General features: G+C 46.9%; 15 protein-coding genes. 9 read left to right on the plus strand and 6 right to left on the minus strand.

Annotated features, from left to right (window positions below; all coding sequences use genetic code 11):
- Positions 1-75 precede the first annotated feature (75 nt).
- The 4 genes from AB4Y93_RS07830 (at position 76) to AB4Y93_RS07845 (ending at position 5,375) form a co-directional block, all read left to right on the plus strand.
- Positions 76-1,038: an MBL fold metallo-hydrolase gene (locus AB4Y93_RS07830; protein WP_441890644.1), complete on the plus strand. Its 963-nt coding sequence runs from the start codon at positions 76-78 to the stop codon at positions 1,036-1,038.
- A 129-nt stretch (positions 1,039-1,167) separates the two neighbouring features.
- A complete protein-coding gene (locus AB4Y93_RS07835) occupies positions 1,168-2,238 on the plus strand; it encodes a Gfo/Idh/MocA family protein (protein WP_441890646.1) in 1,071 nt (356 codons plus the stop codon).
- Between the two features lie 242 nt (positions 2,239-2,480).
- Entirely contained in the window at positions 2,481-4,100 is a 1,620-nt protein-coding gene (locus tag AB4Y93_RS07840) for an ABC-F family ATP-binding cassette domain-containing protein (RefSeq protein ID WP_441890648.1), read from the plus strand.
- 384 nt (positions 4,101-4,484) lie between these two features.
- Positions 4,485-5,375: a cation diffusion facilitator family transporter gene (locus tag AB4Y93_RS07845; protein WP_441891591.1), complete on the plus strand. Its 891-nt coding sequence runs from the start codon at positions 4,485-4,487 to the stop codon at positions 5,373-5,375.
- Positions 5,376-5,414: 39 nt separating this feature from the next.
- On the opposite strand, the gene AB4Y93_RS07850 is transcribed toward AB4Y93_RS07845, so the two are convergent.
- The 4 genes from AB4Y93_RS07850 to AB4Y93_RS07865 all read right to left on the minus strand — a co-directional run bounded on the left by AB4Y93_RS07850 (position 5,415) and on the right by AB4Y93_RS07865 (position 10,263).
- On the minus strand, positions 5,415-6,269 hold the full coding sequence (locus tag AB4Y93_RS07850; protein ID WP_441891593.1) for a polysaccharide deacetylase family protein: 855 nt from the start codon (positions 6,267-6,269) through the stop codon (positions 5,415-5,417).
- A gap of 29 nt (positions 6,270-6,298) precedes the next feature.
- Positions 6,299-7,492 carry an acyltransferase gene (locus tag AB4Y93_RS07855; RefSeq protein ID WP_441890650.1) on the minus strand — a complete coding sequence of 398 codons (1,194 nt, stop codon included), beginning with the start codon at positions 7,490-7,492 and terminating at the stop codon, positions 6,299-6,301.
- A gap of 124 nt (positions 7,493-7,616) precedes the next feature.
- Positions 7,617-9,032 (minus strand): NAD-dependent malic enzyme, encoded by a 1,416-nt coding sequence (locus AB4Y93_RS07860; protein ID WP_441890652.1) that lies wholly within the window; start codon positions 9,030-9,032, stop codon positions 7,617-7,619.
- Positions 9,033-9,147: 115 nt separating this feature from the next.
- Entirely contained in the window at positions 9,148-10,263 is a 1,116-nt protein-coding gene (locus tag AB4Y93_RS07865; protein ID WP_441890654.1) for an MGDG synthase family glycosyltransferase, read from the minus strand.
- Positions 10,264-10,632: 369 nt separating this feature from the next.
- Between AB4Y93_RS07865 and AB4Y93_RS07870 the strand changes: the two genes are divergently transcribed.
- Positions 10,633-11,007, plus strand: a complete 375-nt coding sequence (locus AB4Y93_RS07870) for a kinase-associated lipoprotein B (RefSeq protein ID WP_441890656.1) — start codon at positions 10,633-10,635, stop codon at positions 11,005-11,007.
- A 46-nt stretch (positions 11,008-11,053) separates the two neighbouring features.
- Here AB4Y93_RS07870 and AB4Y93_RS07875 read toward each other — a convergent pair whose 3' ends face one another.
- Complete coding sequence (locus tag AB4Y93_RS07875; RefSeq protein ID WP_441890658.1) at positions 11,054-12,355, minus strand: stalk domain-containing protein; 1,302 nt, start codon at positions 12,353-12,355, stop codon at positions 11,054-11,056.
- A gap of 403 nt (positions 12,356-12,758) precedes the next feature.
- On the opposite strand from AB4Y93_RS07875, the gene gltB reads away from it, so the two are divergent.
- From gltB to AB4Y93_RS07890, 3 genes are all read left to right on the plus strand, one after another.
- Entirely contained in the window at positions 12,759-17,360 is a 4,602-nt protein-coding gene (gene gltB / locus AB4Y93_RS07880; RefSeq protein WP_441890660.1) for a glutamate synthase large subunit, read from the plus strand.
- 398 nt (positions 17,361-17,758) lie between these two features.
- Positions 17,759-18,232, plus strand: coding sequence for a DUF2975 domain-containing protein (locus tag AB4Y93_RS07885; RefSeq protein ID WP_441890662.1), 474 nt, complete (start codon positions 17,759-17,761; stop codon positions 18,230-18,232).
- Positions 18,233-18,250: 18 nt separating this feature from the next.
- On the plus strand, positions 18,251-18,775 hold the full coding sequence (locus tag AB4Y93_RS07890) for a GNAT family N-acetyltransferase (RefSeq protein ID WP_441890664.1): 525 nt from the start codon (positions 18,251-18,253) through the stop codon (positions 18,773-18,775).
- Positions 18,776-19,305: 530 nt separating this feature from the next.
- Here the strand turns inward: AB4Y93_RS07890 and AB4Y93_RS07895 are convergent.
- Positions 19,306-19,674 carry a helix-turn-helix domain-containing protein gene (locus AB4Y93_RS07895; RefSeq protein WP_441890666.1) on the minus strand — a complete coding sequence of 123 codons (369 nt, stop codon included), beginning with the start codon at positions 19,672-19,674 and terminating at the stop codon, positions 19,306-19,308.
- Between the two features lie 249 nt (positions 19,675-19,923).
- On the opposite strand from AB4Y93_RS07895, the gene AB4Y93_RS07900 reads away from it, so the two are divergent.
- Positions 19,924-20,349 (plus strand): PilZ domain-containing protein, encoded by a 426-nt coding sequence (locus AB4Y93_RS07900; RefSeq protein WP_441890668.1) that lies wholly within the window; start codon positions 19,924-19,926, stop codon positions 20,347-20,349.
- Positions 20,350-20,362 lie beyond the last annotated feature (13 nt).

Below are 20,362 nucleotides of genomic sequence, written 5' to 3' on the forward strand. Positions count from 1 at the left end.
TTGAGGCAGTTGCCTCGGCATCCTCAACTTGGTATCTTTAAGGTACAGGACATGACAAACGGGAGGGATGAACGGTTGAGGCAGCAGAAATTTACGAATAGCGAGCCAGTTCGGCAGCATAATTCCATGAAGCAATTGCAACGTTGGCGGCTAGAGCGGCAAGAACGTCTTCGTAAAGTGAAAACGAAAGATTATTCCTATTCCGTTCCTAACGTAAAGCCGGATTTGGAATTCCTGCATCATAATAAAAAAGAGCCTGCCTTAACGTGGGTGGGGCATTCTTCTTTCCTTATTCAGTTAGCTGGCAAAAACATCATGACCGACCCGGTCTGGGCGGGACAGATGGCTTTTCAGCGAAGATTAACACCGCCGGGCATACCGATTGATGATGTGCCTCCTGTTGATCTCATTCTTATTTCTCATTCCCATTATGATCATCTTCATATCCAATCGCTGCGCCGGCTTCAAGGCCGCAAGCAGCTGCTTGTTCCTGCCGGGCTTCGTTCGAAGCTTAGGCTGAAAGGTTTTACAAACGTAAGAGAACTTCATTGGTGGGAATCCGTAGAGGTAAATGGGATTCGTATTACTTTTGTACCTTCCCAGCACTGGACCCGTCGTAATCTCTGGGACACGAACAGCTCTCATTGGGGAGGCTGGATACTTGAACCGGTGGAGAAGGGATCTTCTGATCCAACGATCTATTTTGCCGGGGACAGCGGTTATTTTCCAGGCTTCAAGGAGATTGGCCGACGATTCCAGATAGACATCGCACTGATGCCGATTGGTGCTTATGATCCGGAGTGGTTCATGGGGGATCAGCACGTAACGCCGGAGGAAGCGCTGCAAGCATTCGAAGATACCGGAGCCGAGTGGTTCGTGCCGATGCATTACGGTGCCTTCAAGCTTGCCGATGATACACCTCGCGAGGCGCTTGACCGACTGGAGCGGGACCGGGTAAGACGAGAAATCGATGAGAAGCGGGTTAAGGTGCTGCCGCATGGGGAAACATGGCGCTGCCCAAATCGGACTGAAAAATAACAAACGAGAACAAGAGTAAGCCAAATAAGCGCAATGACGGACAAAGTCCCTCAAGCTATAATTAATTTATACATGGATATGATTGATGGCCTCATAGGTAATCATTCATTTTAGGAGGAACTAGAGAACATGAGTCAACCAATCCGTCTTGGCATTATTGGTGCAGGAGCTATAGGTAAAGTTCATCTGGAAACATTCGCAAAGGTAGGAGCAGAGTCGGTATATGTAGCTGCGATTACAGACGCGTATTTGCCGCTTGCGGTACAAAGAGCAGAGGAGTTTGGGATTAAGACCGTTCATGTGAATCCGCAGGCACTGCTTGAGGATCCGGCTATCGATGCAGTTGTTATCGGCGTTCCGAACCAATTCCATGCCCCGCTCGCAATCGAAGCACTGAAGCAGGGCAAGCATGTCTTGCTCGAGAAACCGATGGCCATTGATGCAGAAGCTGCTCGTACGATCTACGAAGCTCAGAAGGCTTCGGGCAAAGTACTGATGATGGCACAACAAATGCGCTGGACCGGTATTAACCGTGCGATTAAAGAGCGGGTTGCGAATGGCGATCTCGGTCATGTCTATAATGTTAAAACCGGCTGGATTCGTAAAAAAGGCATTCCAGGCTGGGGCTCCTGGTTCACCCGCAAAGATATGGCTGGCGGCGGTCCGCTTATTGATATTGGTGTTCATATGCTAGACCTTTCGTTGTACCTGATGGGCAATCCAAAGCCAGTATCCGTATACGGCTCCACTTATGCTGAGTTTGGTCCGGAGCGCCGTGGGATTGGCACTTGGGGTACGCCTAACTGGGATGGCTACTACGATGTAGAAGACCTTGCAACAGCACTTATTAAGCTGGACAATGGCGCGACGCTGTCGCTTGATGTGAGCTGGGCTGCTCATGCGGCAGGTATGAGCCAAGACCCTTACATCCATTTGATGGGCAAAGAGGGCGGCGCTGCACTAGTTGGCAATGACGGCAAATTTGTAACCCATGAAGGCGACGAGGTTGTTGAGAGCACTATCGAGCCGCTGGAAGGTGAAGAGGATCGCGTATTATTGAGCAAGCACTTCATCGAATGTATCAACGAAGGCAAGGAGCCAATCTCTTCTGCGCTTTCGGGCTATACAAACAGTCGTATTCTGGATGCGATCTATGAATCATCCCGTACAGGCAATGAAGTAAAGCTGAACTGGGATTAATAAGGAGACAGGCTGTCATGTCATCATGGCAGCCTGTTTTTTTGCCTTCAACCTGATCTATCTTAGAGAGTTGACGCCAAACTTTCAAAAATGTTCCAATAGAGTCAAGAAGGATAGATCGTAGAGGCTAAACACGCATCTTTTTCCCCTGCTGGGTGCAATTGAACGTTCGTTTCCGATGGAGACTGTGGTATAATGGTTCGAGATAATTGAGTATGGTAAAGAAGGACGGGATTAAATAAATGATTAGTACTAGCGGCATAACACTTCGCTTCGGGAAGAAGCCTCTGTTCGAAGATGTAAATATTAAATTCACGCCTGGCAACTGCTATGGCCTCATTGGTGCAAATGGCGCCGGTAAATCGACGTTTCTGAAAATTTTGTCCGGCGAGGTTGAACAATCCAGCGGGGAAGTTCATATCACACCAGGCGAACGACTTGCAGTATTGAAGCAGAACCATTTCGAATACGATGAGTTCGCTGTACTCGAAACGGTTATTATGGGTCACAAAAAGCTGTATGACGTTATGAAAGAGAAAGATGCTCTCTACGCGAAAGCGGACTTCACTGACGAAGACGGCATGCGCGCAGGCGAGCTTGAAGCTGAATTTGCTGACATGAATGGCTGGGAAGCTGAGTCGCAAGCAGCTGAGATGCTGAACGGTCTGGGTATCACTCCTGATCTGCATGACAAGAAAATGGCTGAGCTTGGCGGCAACGAGAAAGTCCGCGTCTTACTGGCACAAGCATTGTTCGGCGAACCGAACATCCTGCTGCTCGATGAGCCTACCAACCATTTGGACATCGAGTCCATTCGTTGGCTGGAAGATTTCCTGTCCGGCTACGAAGGCACTGTTGTCGTAGTCAGCCATGATCGTCACTTCCTGAATACGGTATGTACGCACATCGCGGACATCGACTTTGCTAAAATCCAAATGTATGTGGGTAACTACGACTTCTGGTATGAGTCGAGCCAGCTGGCTCTCGCACTTCAACGCGGCGAGAACAAGAAGAAAGAAGATAAAATCAAAGAGCTGCAAGCGTTCATTCAACGTTTCAGTGCGAATAAATCGAAGTCCAAGCAAGCGACTTCACGTAAGAAATTGCTGGATAAAATTTCGCTCGACGATATTCGTCCATCGAACCGTAAATATCCGTTCATCAACTTCAAAGGCGATCGTGAAGCGGGCAAATCGCTTCTGCTTGTTGAAGGTCTGACGAAGACGATCGACGGGGAGAAAATCATTGATAACTTAACGATTGCTGTAAACAAAGGCGACAAAATCGCATTTGTTGGTCCTAATGGCCTTCCGAAAACGGTTCTCTTCCAACTGCTCATGGGCGAGCTGGAAGCCGATTCGGGTACGTACCAATGGGGCGTTACAACAACTCAGGGCTACTTCCCGAAAGATAATGCGAGTTACTTCGATGGGGTTGAGCTGAACCTCGTGGAATGGCTGCGTCAATATTCGAAGGATCCAGATGAAACGTTCATTCGCGGCTTCCTGGGACGTATGTTGTTCTCTGGCGACGATGCGATGAAGAAAGCAACAGTCTTGTCTGGTGGCGAGAAAGTACGCTGTATGTTGTCGAAGATCATGCTGAGCGGTGCGAACGTGCTTGTTTTGGATGAGCCAACGAACCACTTGGACCTTGAGTCCATTACAGCGCTCAATAATGGTCTGACGGATACGGACTGTACAGTTCTGTTCACCTCACATGACCATCAGTTCGTTCAAACCATCGCTAACCGTATCATGGAGATCACTCCAAACGGCTTGATCGACAGAATGATGACGTATGATGAGTACCTGGAGAGCGATGAAGTTAAGGCGCTTCGCGAGCGTATGTACGCAGTATAAATAAATGAGAAATTGGCCGTACGAGTTCATAACTCGGTACGGCCTTTTTTGTTTGTATATCTTATTGTGGAGGAATTGCAACCGAATTTGTGCGGAGTAAAAGGTTTGAGCCGGAGAAGCAGGCATATGCTTACGAAGCAGCTTTCTTTCAGAAAGCTTTTAGTGCGCATTTGTTCCCGGATTTCAACCGCTTAAGCGAATTGATTAAAGAAATCTGGGAACAACAGCGATCGGAGGTCCAAACCTTTTGCGCAGCACGCAGTTGCCTCCGTGCATAAAAGTACGTATATGGTAAACACTGTTTCTCTAGACCCACTTGTATTCGTTCGGGTATGATACTCCATATTGCATTCATGGATTAACAGTGAAATGAGGTTAGGGGACATAGTGAATCAGTATGAAGAGATCAGGCAGGGCGAGAAGGGAGCTTTGGTCAGCATTGGCGCGTATATCGGGCTGTCTGCGATCAAGCTTGGCGCCGGCTATTGGTTCGCCTCAGGCGCACTCGTTGCGGACGGATTTAACAACTTAACGGATATCGTTGCATCAGTAGCTGTCTTAATCGGTTTGCGAATTTCACAGAAGCCGCCTGACAGGGATCATCCGTATGGGCATTTCCGGGCGGAGACCATTGCAGCCCTGATCGCCTCGTTTATTATGGCGACTGTAGGCCTGCAGGTTATTATCAACACAGTACGCTCCTTATTCTCCGGTGTGCAGACGATACCTTCTCTGAATTCGGCATGGGTAGCTTTATTTGCGGCAGTCTGCATGGGAGCCGTTTATATTTATAACCGTAGACTTGCTAATCGAATTAATAATCAGGCACTACACGCAGCGGCGAAGGATAACTTATCTGATGCGCTGGTCAGTATCGGAGCTGCTATCGGCATCATAGGCGCTCAATTTGGCCTGCCGTGGCTTGATCCAGTTGCTGCGCTAGTAGTAGGCGGGATTATCTGCAAGACAGCTTGGGAGATTTTTTATAGCTCCACGCATGCTCTTACAGATGGCTTTGATGCGAATGAGCTGATGACGCTTCGCTCGACGATCGAGCGTACGACGGGTGTGAGGTCGATTAAAGACATTAAAGCACGTGTACATGGCAGTAATGTTCTTATTGACGTTATTGTACAAGTTGATCCCGGTTTGTCGCTTATCGAGAGCCATCGGATCAGTGATGAGATTGAGCAGCGGATGGAGAAGAAGCATAATATTATGAGTATTCATGTGCATGTAGAGCCTCATGAAGCGTCCGCATTAGATACTCAATAAAAAAAACCTTAGCCACTTGGCTAAGGTTTTTTCGAATCACTATCTTCCATATTTCTTCATCATATCGAGGAATTTGTTGGCTGAAAGTACCGGTGTTCCTGCATTCAGGCGGAATACTTCATCCGATCCTGATCGGTTAATACCTGGGCGGGTGGTGAAAAATAAGTTAACGCCTGCGTTTTTCTCAAGCTGCTTAACGCTGGAGGTGTAGGAGCCAAATGGGAAAGCAATCATTTGATAGGAGTTGTTCAATTCTTCCTTCAAACGTTTTTCCATCAACTGTGCATCTGCTTCCACACGAGCCATGTATTCTTTCTTCGTTTCTACTCGGCCCTTGTCAGGCAGATAGATCGGATTGCTTAGCACAGGCCCTTTTTTATTTCCTTTTTTATCGAGTGCAGCATATTCATGCAGATTATAAGTATGGCTGTAGAAGCTGTTGCCTTCACCTTTAAGCTTACGCATCGTATCCCAAGTCAGATGCTTGGTATGTACATTTTGTTTGTCACTGCTTGCCCCAATTATGAAGTGAGTGCCAACAAAATTGTACTTTTTCATAATAGGAACCGCATACTGATCAAAGCTCTCGTAGCCGTCGTCGAACGTAATGACAACTGCATTGTCAGGAACGGTGCCTTTCTTCTTCATGAAATCTGCAAACTGCTCAACGCTGATCACGTTATAGCCGTTCTCCTTCAGAAGCTTCATATGCGTGCCGAACCGGCTTGGAGAGATCGTTGCTCCGCTTTCCTTCTCATCGATATGATGATACATGAGAACGATAACTTTGTTCTTATAATGTGCAGGCTTATTAGTAGCAGCGTTCAGCTGATACTGGGACACCGGCCAAGTGATCGCGATGGCGATGACGAGGAGTGCAGCAATCACTTTCATTCTCACGACTTATTCCTCCTACGGATGAATTACGCGTCCAGCTGTCTTTCTGGAACGACTGGCCCGGAAGGGCGTTTCTTTGGCTTCGGCAGATTGCCGAAGGCGATCCAGTTAAATGGAACGTAACGGGCAAAGAAAGAAACAACGATCCAGGATCCGACCAGGGCAAGCGCAAAGCCGCCGAGATACCAGAGATGTAGCTTCCAGGCTGTACCTGTATGGAGCGGATATTGCCGGTAGACGAGCAGGAAGAATGGATGGATCAAGTAGACGCCAAAGGACAGAGCACCTAATCTTCCAATAAGCTGGGTTAGGACCTTTGGCAGCTTACGAGATAAAATAAAGGCAATTTGCATTAAAACAAGTGCCGTTAGTACCCCATGAATATTCCACACGAGATCGAACAATGTAGTATTGAATGAATCAAGGTGAAGTCTAGTCTCGTAATACAAATACACATGCGCTAACCCAGCCGCAAGCCAAAGGGCCCACAAGGCGATCCAGGTGACCACGCGAAGGGTAGTTGCATGGTTTCTGGCGATTATAATCCATTCTTTTATTTTCGGATAATAGATTCCTAGAGCCGCGCCCATCAAATAATACGAGAAATAAGAGAATGACCAGCTTCCGCGGTTGGGAACAGGTGTCTCCAGGCCGTATTTATTAAGCATGAAGAAGCCCCACTGGAGTGCAAAGCCGACAGGAATAGCCCATTTGACCGTACGCGGATACTTTTTCATCAGCCACAGGAATAGTGGGAACATCAGATAAAACTGAATATTGATGTAGACGAAATAAAGATGCGTGTAAGCCTTGCCGGTTAGCACTTTATCAATAAAATTATGAAACTCGGTTGATAGAGTCCGGTCCGGATAATAATAGAAATGCAAAATGGCGAAATAGAATAAGGAAAAGACCAGGTAAGGAATTATAATGTACAACAGTCTTTTCTTATAAAAGCTGCCTAGCAACTTCTTGTCCAAAGGCCGGTTGTAATAGTTGTAGAAGAGGACAAAGCTGCTTAGGAAGATAAAGGTCGTCGTACCGATTTTCATAAAAATATTGAAGAAGTTATACATGAAAAAGTAATTCGAGTTCACCATATCAACGGTGGCGAACGAAGTCGAGTGGACGGACAAGACACCGATGATAGCCATTGCCCGAACGAGTAGCAGTTCAGGAATATTATCCCGTTTCTGCAGTGATGGAGAAGCCGTAGCCATTCGTTATTCATCCTTCCAACTGTCTATACTATTAACCTAGTTATTATAGTATAAACGGATAGGCATACACAACAATTTGTCTTTATCTCCCAAGAGGGAGACGAAGACAAATTGTTGGTTTTCTTTATTCTCTAGGCTTTCTTCGCGCTGTTCCACTGTCCTGCGCCGCTTGAACGACACGCTTGCGAACTTCCTCTACAACTCTTGTATTAAACACACTTGGAATAATATACAATCTGCTCAATTCATCTTCACTGATGACAGATGCAATCGCTTCGGCTGCTGCGAGCTTCATCTCTTCTGTAATGTTGCTTGCCCGGCTGTCGAGTGCTCCGCGGAATATGCCGGGGAAGCAGAGGACATTGTTAATCTGATTCGGATAATCGCTTCTTCCTGTGGCCATGACGGCAACAATATCTTCGGCTAGTTCTGGTCGGATTTCTGGTTCGGGATTAGCCATTGCGAACACAATGGGATCAGGTGCCATAGACAAGATATGTTCTCTGGTAAGAATGCCGCCTGCTGATACCCCTATAAATACATCGGCATCTTCGAGCGATTCTTTTAGTCCTCCGCTGATTCTAGCCTCATTTGTATGTTCTGCATACCACTGCCACATCGGATTGTTATAAGTACGATCAGCTGTTAGGATCCCTTCACGATCTACGCCAATGATATGCTTTGCACCGCCGGCGAGCAGCATTTTGGTGCAAGCTGTACCGGCAGCGCCGATTCCGCATACAACAAAACGTGTATCCTCTATTTTGCGTTTCGTTAATTTTAGTGCATTTAGCAGCCCGGCATATAGTACGACGGCTGTTCCATGCTGGTCGTCATGGAAGACGGGGATATCGAGATCCTCGCGTAGTCTGCGTTCGATCTCGAAGCAGCGCGGCGCCGATATATCCTCTAGATTGATCCCCCCAAAAGCAGGAGCTATATGTTTAATAGAGGCGATAATCTCTTCAGTGTCCTGCGTATCCAAACAGATGGGGAAAGCATCCACATCTGCAAATTGCTTAAACAGCATGGCTTTACCTTCCATAACGGGCATTGCTGCGTAAGGGCCGATGTTGCCAAGGCCAAGAACGGCGCTTCCGTCGGAGACAACAGCCACTGTATTACGTTTGATAGTAAGAGTGTAAGCTTTCTTTGGGTCCGCCTCTATCGCTTGGCATACTCTGGCTACATCCGGTGTATAAACACGGGATAGATCGTCGCGGTTTTGAATTGGAGTTTTAGGCTGAATCGTAATTTTACCGCCTAGATGAAGGAGGAAGGTGCGATCGGATACATGCCGCAGACGAATGCCAGGTACACTTTGCAAGACAGATTGCAGCCGTTCAGCTGCCCCTGCTTCGGTAATTTTTACAGTTAAATCACGTATGCTAATCAATTTGTCGGTCTGGATAACGTCAATCGCGACTATATCTCCGCCTGCCGCTTCAATGGCTGTAACGGCTTTGCCAAATTGCGCCTGCTGGGTATCAATTTCGAGTCGTAATATGATTGTTTTTCCGTCCATGCTCCGTTCTTTCATCCTTATCCGCTCCCTTTGCTTTACAACTGCGACAAGTACATCCTCTCTATAACAATAACCGGAAACGGCTTGTACTATTCTCCTAAAATAAAAGGATGTACATAGTAAAAAGCCGTCATTGCAACAGCTGCAAGACGGCTTTTGGGCACGTAGTCGGATTATATTGTTCATTTCTTTTGTCGAGTAAGGTTTGGCGATAACGACTGGATTCATCTATCTGTTGGATGGCTGCCATCCATTTATCTACCGTTTCTGTTTTCTCCAGCATCTCGCCAAAGCCATTACGAATGAAATATTCGCAATTTTCTTCTTCCTGTCCCGGAATCGGCTCATAGAACAGCATTGGGATTCCTTTGCTCATGCCTTCGGTGCAGGTCATCCCTCCCGGCTTTGTTACAAGAACATCGGCTACATCCATCAGCTTGCTGACTTCCTTGGTGAATCCTAGGATCCGAATATTCTCATGCTGAAAATTAGAGTTGGAAAGCATCTTTTCTTTAACCTTATCATTGTTTCCTACGCAAAAAATAAATTGAATGTGCTCGCGCCATTTCGTCATATATTCCAGCAAACTGTCCTCGTACATAAGTCCCCATCCGCCGCCCATAATAAGAACGGTAGGCAATGATTTCAAACCAAAATGCTGACGAACCTCAGCCTTGTCATGAGCTTTCCAGAAATGTGGATGGACAGGAATACCGGTTACGTCAATGCGGCTTTCAGGAACGCCGTGATTGATCAGCTTGTCCTTCACAAGGGCGGATGAGACCAGGAATTTATTTACTTCCTGATTGACCCACGAGCCGTGTGCGTCATAATCGGTAATGAGGGTACAAAGCTTGATATGAAGGCCTAGCCGCTTGAGCCGGCTGACTACAGCATTTGGAACAGGATGGGTACAAATAACGAGATCCGGCTTAAGCTGTGCGATAACTTGCGAGGTATGTGTGTAAAATACGCGATGGAGCGCAAGCTGAGCGAATCGATTTAACGATTTTTTATAATTGCTGCGGTACATGAGACCAACCATCTTCGGCTGACTGCTGACCGTTTTGCGATAGGCGGAAATAATCAAAGGTCCTAGTACGGGATTAAGAAAATTACCCAGCTCCATAACGCGGGTCTGTATATCCGGACTGAGCTGACGCATGCCTGCCGCCAAAGCGTGCGCGGCTTGCGTGTGCCCTGATCCGAATCCTTCGGAGAGCAGGAGCACTCTTTTCTTACGCATAATGTCACCTACTTTTCTAGTTCCATATTACGACTCTGTTCGATTTAAAACAAGTCATCCTGCTATTGAAGTTGCAGGTGCGGTAGTCCTAGTGCGGACATGCCCGCTGCAGCCGAGAAAATCATGGGTTGATTTGCGTGAAAAAAATTTTATATGATAGGGGAATCATTCAAAATAGGAATGGACGCTAAGCGGTATTATAGCACATTGGAAAATAAGTAGCGCGCGTAAGAAATTCTTAACTTAAAGAATTGCTTTCACAATTCTTTTAAGCTAATGCTTACGAAGCAAGAATTGCTTCACAATTCTTTTGAGCTAATGCTTACTAAGCAAGAATTGCTTCACAATTCTTTTGAGGAGGACTACATAATGAAAGAGATAACTCCAGGCACGATTGCCCGGGCGGATGTAAGATCGGGGCAGTACATTGGTGAGATTATAGAGGTTAATGGACCACGGGCTGTATTCAAAGTGCTGGCGGTGCTGAAGCATCCTGAGCAAGGGGATCTGCATCATCCTTATGATCCGGATGTTGCGATGTTCCATGAACGTAGGGCATTGAGCTATACGGAGAAAACGAATGTTCTGCTTCGTGACTTGAAGCCCTATGATGGAGAAGTGCCGGATTACAATACTTCATTGCATGAGGCTGTGGCTTCGCAGATCGCCGCGCTGGACCGGCTAATGCGTTGGTCCGAGCGCGGGCTGGGGCTGCTGAAGGAATTGCGGAAGGATTATAAGTAAATAGAATGATTGCTACAATAGTATGCTGCCTTGCTGTCTGCTTAAATTACTTGTTGATGAAGGCGGTTTGCAGGGTGCTGCGATAAATGACCTGCAGGCCAAGGGCTTCCGAAAGGGAAGTCAGTGGCAGGTAGGTTTTTGTTTCATTACCGGATTTAAGAAGGAAAGCTGGCGGCGTGGACAGCTTAACCTTTTTATTGTCGATCGTTACATAAGCTGAACCAATGGTAAAGGCTACTATATGGCCATTATAGGTGACGGAAGCGCTTTGTGATGCGTTGCTCCAGCTAAGCTTTGCACCAAGAGCGTCCACTATGTCCCTCATCGCAACAAAGCTGCGATTACTTCGCAGAACAGGCGGGGCAGCTCCGGCTGAAAGCTCCTTGCCAGCGACTACGACAGACATTTGAACATTGGCCGGACGTGCCCGAACGGTGCGGTAGTCACCCCATATCGTATCGGAGAATGCGCGGCCCATGACTGCGTAACCGAGATGATTCGGATGGATGTCCTTATCGGCGATAGAGGTATACTCCAACTCATGCCCGACGAATAAGTCACTCACACTGGTGATTTGAAGCTTGATGTCGTCTTTCGCGAGTCTGCTGCTGATCAGATCAAGCTTGCTTCGGATTTTCTTAACACCGTCCAATAGGAGCAGGCGGTCTTCTTCTGGATAAAGAGGAATCGTAACGTTGCCAATCTTAATCGGCGCAGGAATCGGCAAGTACTGATCCGCAATAACGATTTGCGCTGCCCCATTAAGACCGGCGATTGTACGGATAGAGGCCTCGAGATCTTTTTCATACTGATCCAGCAGATCTTGGATATATTTAGTAACTTCCTCGTCTGAAGCACCGGATTCCAATTTGTTCATAACCGGGAGAAGGTCATTTCCTCCGATCGTTAAGACGATAAGGTCGGCAGAACGTATGGATTTGGCCATTTGAGCGGTTTGCCCAATGATTGCATCCTTGCGCGGATCCTGCAGCTGCTGCTGAATCTCATCGGGTTTAACCGATCGCCCTTCCGACGCAGCCTGCAGCAGCAGCTTAAGCCCCTCAGCTTTAAGGCCAATAATCCCGTAGTTGACATATTCTGCGCGAAGTCCATGGAACAAAGCTTGCTCGTACACCTGCTCTACATAACCGTAAGGAACGGATTTTTCCGTAAAACCATGCTCATAACCGGCAGTAAGGGAGTCGCCTAATGCGACGATTTGATAAGGCTTAGATTCTTGCTGGGCGGCTGATGCGTATGTACCTCCCCAAGCCGAGACGGCTAATATGATGACTGCAAGCATGACAAATGTGAATCGAATACTGTGTTTCCTTGATTTGCTATACAATTGTTCATCCTCCTTTTGATAAAATGTTAGGCATAGTATAAGAACACGAACAATGTGCTGTAAAGTAAAGTTTTATCACATTCATAAAAATATTAAATTGATTCCCTTTTGGGGTGATGTTAAAATAATATAATAACCGCAATGGCGGAACACGGCCCGGAACATGGTCAATCTTAAACGAAAGCTTCATTCAGCTAATAATTTTCTGCTAGATACGAACATTTTCCTCTCTAAGCTAAGGGAAAGTTTGTGTCCGCGGAAAATTGGCCATAAAGCCATCACGTTTAAGCTCGCAAGAACAGCAAGCAACTGGCCGATGTGTCACGTTTGCTGCCGTTCGATATACCGTTATTGAGCTGAGCTATGCTTGCCCAAAAATCTTCTGATAGAAAGGTTGCACACAATGAAAGAGAAAATTTTTGGATTACCGCCGAAACAAGGTCTATATGATCCGCGCTATGAAAAAGACGCATGCGGCATGGGATTTGTGGCAAACATCAAGGGAAGAAAATCGCATACTGTCATTCGTCAAGCGTTGACGCTGCTCGAGAACATGGAGCATCGCGGCGGTCAAGGCAGCGAGCCTAACACGGGGGACGGCGCAGGCATCCTGCTCCAAATCCCGCATGATTTCTTCTCGCGTGAATTAAGAAAGCTTGAGATTGACCTGCCGCAAGAAGGAGAATATGCAGTTGGCATGATGTTTATGCCGCAAGACGAAGCGATCCGCAGTTCGTTCGAGCGTGAGCTTGAGATCATTATCCGTGAAGAAGGCCAATCGCTGATCGGCTTCCGTACTGTTCCTACGGATGATTCGAAACTTGGTCAATCCGCTTTGTCGGTGAAGCCATTTGTTCGCCAAGTGTTTATTGCTAAGAACCCTGAGCTTAAGGACGAATTGTCCTTTGAGCGCAAGCTGTATGTGATTCGCAAACGCGCTGAGATTGCGATTCGTTTCGGAGGCAAAGAAGGCGGAGAAATGTTCTATTTCACAAGCCTTTCGAGCAAGAAGATCGTATACAAAGGGATGTTGACAACGGAGCAAGTACGCTCGTTCTACCTTGAGCTGAACGACGAGTCTGTCGTGTCGGCTATGGCACTTGTTCACTCCCGTTTCAGTACGAACACCTTCCCGAGCTGGGAGCGTGCGCATCCGTTCCATTACCTGATCCACAACGGCGAGATCAATACGCTGCGCGGCAACATCAACTGGATGCATGCCCGTCAGACGTTGTTCGAAACCGAGCTGTTCGGCAGCGATATGGAGAAAGTAAAACCGGTAATCAGCCCGGATGGTTCGGATACAGCGATGTTCGATAATGCACTTGAATTCCTGCATTTGTCCGGCCGATCCTTGCCGCATGTTGCTATGATGATGGTACCGGAACCTTGGTCGAACCATGAAAGCATGGACGACGAGAAAAAAGCATTCTACGAATACCACAGCACTTTGATGGAGCCGTGGGACGGACCTGCAGCAATGGCAATTACGAACGGTACGCAAATTTGCGCTTACCTTGACCGTAATGGCCTGCGTCCAGCCCGTTATTATGTAACGAAAGATGATCATATCATTCTCGGTTCTGAAGCCGGTACTGTTGAAATCGCTCCTGAAGAGATTTTGTACAAAGACCGTCTCCGTCCGGGCCGTATGCTCGTTGTAGATACGAAAGAAGGCCGCATCATTTCCGACGAGGAAGTGAAAGCACAAATCGCGGCTGAACAGCCTTATCGTGACTGGCTTGATGAGCATCTTGTAGACCTCGAAGCATTGCCTGACGCACCTGAGCTTCCTGAACTGGATCACGCTACGGTGCAACAGCGTCAGCAAGCATTCGGCTATACTTTCGAAGATGTACGTAAAGTGCTAGAGCCAATGGCAAGCAGCGGCCAAGAGCCAATCGCTTCCATGGGTTACGATGCGCCGCTTGCTGTATTGTCGGAGCGTCCGCAGCGCCTGTTCAACTACTTCAAGCAGCTATTCGCGCAAGTAACGAATCCGCCGATTGACGCGATTCGTGAAGAAATTGTTACAGCCGTTAGCACAACGATTGGGCCTGAGCGCAACCTGCTGAAGCCTGAACCGGAAAGCGCGCGCCATATCAAGCTGGATACGCCAATCCTGTCGAATGAGGAATTCGCGAAGCTTCGCCATGTACGCCGCCCAGGCTTCAAGTCGATTACACTTCCGATCTTCTTCCCGGCTGCTGAGGGCGAAGAAGGCCTCCGTTCCGCACTTAAGCTCATGCGCGAAGCGGCAGACCGTGTTATTGAAAAAGGCCATAATATTCTTATTTTGTCTGACCGCGGTCTGGATAAAGACAACGCTGCGATTCCTTCGCTGCTTGCTGTATCCGCCTTGCACCATCACCTGATCCGTCAAGGTACAAGAACGAAGGTTGCCATTCTGCTTGAATCCGGCGATCCGCGCGAAGTGCATCATTATGCTTTGCTGCTTGGTTACGGCGTCAATGCGGTTAACCCGTATCTGGCGTTCGAGACGCTTGACGATATGATCCGCCAAGGCATGCTGAGCAACATTAAGCATGAGAAGGCTGTTAAGAATTATATTAAAGCCGCAACGAAGGGCGTAACAAAAGTATTGTCCAAAATGGGTATCTCGACGATTCAGTCGTACCGCGGTGCACAAATCTTCGAAGCACTTGGTTTGCAGGAAGAGCTGATCAATGAGTACTTCACATGGACACCTTCGCGTATCGGCGGTATCGGTCTTGATATCATCGCTCAAGAAGCGCTGAAATGTCATAACAAAGCATACGCTGACCAAGAGGGTGGAGAGAAAGAACTCGACTCCGGCGGCGATTATCAATGGCGTAAAGACGGCGAAGACCATTTGTTCAGCCCGCAAACGATTCATACGCTGCAAATGGCATCCCGTAAGAACGACTATAAACTGTACAAGAAATTCTCGAGCATGGTGCAAGGCGAAGACAAGAAGCATCTGATGCTTCGTTCGCTGCTCCAGTTCAAGGATGGACGGCAATCGGTGCCAATCGACGAAGTCGAGCCGGTTGAATCCATCTTCAAACGTTTCAAAACAGGCGCAATGTCATTTGGTTCGATCAGTAAAGAAGCGCATGAAAGTCTTGCGATCGCAATGAACCGTATTGGCGGCAAATCCAATACAGGTGAGGGCGGCGAAGATCCTGCACGTTTCATTCCTGATGCAAATGGTGATTCCCGCCGCAGTGCAATCAAGCAGGTTGCATCGGGCCGCTTTGGCGTAACGAGCAACTATTTGGTTAATGCGGATGAGATTCAAATCAAGATGGCGCAAGGCGCGAAGCCAGGTGAAGGCGGTCAGCTTCCAGGACGTAAAGTTTACCCTTGGGTTGCTGAGGTTCGTGGCTCCACTCCTGGTGTAGGCCTGATTTCGCCGCCTCCGCATCATGATATTTATTCGATCGAGGACCTTGCTGAGCTGATTCATGATCTGAAAAATGCGAACCCTCGTGCTCGCATCAACGTGAAGCTTGTATCTGAGGTTGGCGTAGGCACAATTGCTGCCGGTGTTGCTAAAGCACGTGCAGACGTAATCATGGTCAGCGGCTATGACGGCGGTACTGGCGCATCTCCAATGAACTCGATTCGCCATGCGGGTCTGCCATGGGAGCTTGGGCTTGCTGAAACGCATCAAACACTGATGCTGAATAATCTTCGTGACCGTGTTGTTATCGAAACCGATGGTAAAATGATGAACGGCCGCGACGTTGCGATTGCAATCTTGCTGGGTGCTGAAGAATACGGCTTCTCAACTGCACCACTCGTCGTACTGGGCTGCGTTATGATGCGTGTATGTCAACTCGATACTTGTCCAGTTGGCGTTGCAACACAAAATCCAGAGCTTCGTGCTAAATTTATGGGCGATCCAAGCCATGTCGTGAACTACCTTCACTTCATTGCACAAGAGCTTCGTGAGATTATGGCTGAGCTTGGCTTCCGTACCATTCAAGAAATGGTTGGCCGTGTTGATATTCTTGAATCGAAGAATCTGGTTGACCATTATAAAGCAAAAGGTATTGATCTTAGCCTTCTGCTGCATTCCCCGGATGTACCGCAAGACGCAGCGCGTCATAACGTACAAGAGCAAAATCATGGTCTCGAGCTTTCGCTCGACATGCAAGAGCTTGTTCCAGGAGCAGCGGCAGCATTGGAAAGCGGCGAACGTGTTCGCGGCTCATTCCCGATCTGCAATACGAACCGTGTAGTTGGTACCATTCTCGGCAGCGAAGTAACTCGTCGTTACGGCGCGAAAGGCTTGCCTGAAGATACAATCTCCTACCACTTCGTTGGTACTGCTGGTCAAAGCTTTGGCGCATTCGTTCCGAAGGGCATTACCCTCTCGCTCGAAGGCGACTCCAATGACTATGTAGGTAAAGGTTTATCAGGTGGTAAAATTATCGTTGCTCCATCTCCGAAAGCTACATTCGTAGCAGAAGAGAACGTTATTATCGGCAACACAGCACTGTACGGTGCAACGGATGGTGAAGTTTATATCCGCGGTACCGCAGGCGAACGCTTCGCGGTTCGGAACTCCGGCGTGAAGGTAGTTGTTGAGGGTGTAGGCGACCACGGATGTGAATATATGACTGGCGGCCGAGTTGTTGTACTCGGAAGCACAGGCCGTAACTTTGCGGCAGGTATGTCCGGTGGTGTTGCTTACATTTACGATGAGCATGGTGACTTCTACAAAAACTGTAACATTGAGATGGTTCTGCTTGAGCGTCTCGAGACAGAAGAAGAGGTTGCTGAGCTTCGCGGCTTGGTTGAGCGCCATGTGGAATACACAGAAAGCGCGGTTGGTTCGCGTGTTCTGAATGATTGGGAAGCATCGCTTAACAAATTCGTGAAGGTTATTCCGAAGGACTACAAGAAAATGCTGGAGCATATCCGCAAAGCGGAAGATGCCGGCTTGACTGACGACAAAGCGCTTCTTGCAGCTTTTGAAGCAAGCATGAAAGAGCTGGCTCGTACCGGAGGATAAAGGGAAACAGGCTGGGCAGTTGCTCAGCCTGTTTTTATGTTTTTGCTGGTGGCGGAGGATTGCGCGGGAATGACGGGAATGTATCTCCTTCCGGTCGCTGTTGTCTACACTTTGCCTGAACAATATTACAAGGTTGCAAAGTGTAGACAAGGGCGAACGCTCCGCTCCTCCAGGAGTTACATACCCTCTATTCCCACGCACCTCCGCCGCAGCAGAACAGAAAAAAAGCAAGCTGCGCAAAGTGCCGCTCGCCTGGAGGAAGGGAAACAGGGGAGATAAGTAGGGCGATGCGATATCTCACCTTACCCTATTTTGATCACAAAACAATTAATATATATTGTAAAACGATAAATGACGGTTTATAATAGCACTGAATCTATACAGATGAGGTGTTATTTGTGAGTCGATTTACAATATTGTTTTTGAAGATGACAGTCATATTAATGGGGTTGCCAGCGATTGCTGTGTGCGTATTTGCGGTGTTTGCATTAATTCGAGATAACCCAGATCAGTTTCCAGGCAAAATGCAGGTATCGGATATCGGATTTTTTACAGCCGTCATTCCTTATTTCATTGCTTTGTATAAGGCATTTCAATTAATCAGTTATATTGATAAAAGGACCGCATTTTCCGAGCTGTCTGTTCGGGCATTAAAGAAAATCAAATACTGCGGTTTCAGTATCAGCCTTATTTTTGTGGCGATGGAGCCCGTTTTGTACGTCATGGCAAAACAAGAAGATGCGCCGGGGATTATTGTGCTTGGCTTAGTTGTCATCTTCGCTTCGTGTGTGATCGCCATATTCGGAGCCTTGCTTGAACGGTTATTGCAAAACGTTATTCATCTGAGGTCGGAAAATGAGTTAACAGTTTAAGCAGGAAGGAGGGAATTAATGATCTACATCGAGACGCCTAGATTACAATTACGTGACTGGGAAGAAACAGACTTGGAGCCTTTTAGCCGGATGAACGCAGATGAGAAGGTGATGGAGTATTTTCCTAAAACGTTATCGGCCGAAGAGACAAATGGTTTTTATAGAAATATTGCTGCAGAGTTTGAGGAGTGCGGGTTTGGATTATATGCCGTAGAGCTCCAGGAGAACAAAGAGTTTATCGGGTTTATTGGATTTCATCGGGCAACGTTTGAAGCCGATTTTACACCGTGCATAGAGATTGGGTGGCGGCTGAAACAAGAGGCATGGGGAAGGGGTTATGCAACGGAGGGAGCGAAGGCTTGTTTGCAATATGGGGTTAGCAAGCTTGGTTTCGCTGATATATATAGTTTCACAGCTGAGATTAACACCCCATCGAAAAACGTAATGAGCAAGATTGGTATGAACTACTTAAAATCGTTTGATCACCCAAAGGTTGAGAAAACGAGTCCCCTCAGCAAACATGTTCTTTTTCACATAAAATAACCGCCCATCTGGGCGGTTATTTTATGTTTTGGACTTGCATAGGATGTAAGCAGTAAGGAATGAAAGTTGAAGAGAGATATCTGTTGATAATATGGCTAGGTGGCTCGATTCTTATGTTCGTCCACTTTACAATACAATGGAAGATAAGTCGACTTCAGAAATGAAGAAAAGGTTAGGAGCAGAACCAATCTGCTTCTAACCTTTTGCTAACCAATGAATGGATTGCCAGTCTGAGAGGCATTATCTCAAAAAATAAATGGGCTGTTTTTCCTATTTTCGACAAAAAAAGAACTAAAGTTACCACAACTTCCGACATATTCCAGTTCAATTGTTAGGTATAATAACATTATTGTTTTGCTACATATTTATAGAGAGTAGGAATCGGATATGATGAGAGATGTAGAAACTCAGGTAACGAATGTAGAAGACACACGAACAGAATTAAATATTAGAGAAATACTTATGCAATTGGATATTCCGCCGGAAAAATGGCCTTCAGATCTCATCCAGCCCTAACAAATGTTACCGGACTAGTTCATCATACGTTCAGCACGAACGAAGGCAATAAACCGTTTGGTTTCATCAGCCGTAAGCTTACGGCCATCCACGCTTAAATTATACTTCTCCAGCAGCTCTTCGTCAGATAACTCCAGATGATCGACAAAGTTTCGAACATCATCGCTTAGCGCCGATTGTGAATTCATCGTTCTACCTACCAAATAATCTATAGATACTTGATACAGGTCAGCGAACTTTGCCAATGTCTCCGTATCAGGTTCTCTGCGGTTTTTCTCATAATGAGATAAAGCAGCCCTGGATATGCCGAGCTTCGCAGCGGTTTGCTCCTGTGTCCATTTTCTTTCTTCCCTCATGCCAGCAATTCGGTTCCCAATGTTCATTACATATCCTCCTAAATTTAACCGATTTCCGCTACACCTATATTAATACGGAAACGTTAAAAATGCATTTATTGCAACAAAACGTCGCAAAATTTTAACCGTATTTGTAATTTTTCTTGACATGCTACAAATCGTATCGTAAAGTGAGAAGAACAAGGGATACGAAACGTATCATTATGATTTCCAGTATTCACGCTAATCGTTGCCGTTATTCCTCCCTATGAAAATTAGGCAAGGAGTTGCATCATCATGGGTTCAGACCCTTATGTTCCACGGACCAACATTCGTATTCATCTGCATGAAGGAGTAACTGCTCAGGCAGGGCTGCTGGATGAGCAAGGCTTATTGCTGACCGCCTCAACATGCTCGGTTCTAATCATGAACATCAGTCGTGATGGGCTTAGTTTTATGTCTGGCTTACGTTTTCCTGTGAATAAAAGCTATATGCTGGATTTTCAGATGAACCTGGCTGGCGTTGCTATGAATCTTCGAGGTCATGTGGTTTGGAGGAATATCCGGGATAACCAATATGAATATGGCATTGTCTTTCATCCGCCAAACAGGCTTCGAGCTGTACTGATCCGTATGTTAAATCAAGAGCTTCTACGTCAAAGCCCGCAGCAGTACAAAATCCACGCTTTATATCGCGCTCTAAATCATAAGGTTTACCAATAATAGCTGGCAGGTG

The organism is Paenibacillus sp. YAF4_2 (assembly GCF_052113225.1).
Lineage (GTDB): Bacteria > Bacillota > Bacilli > Paenibacillales > Paenibacillaceae > Pristimantibacillus.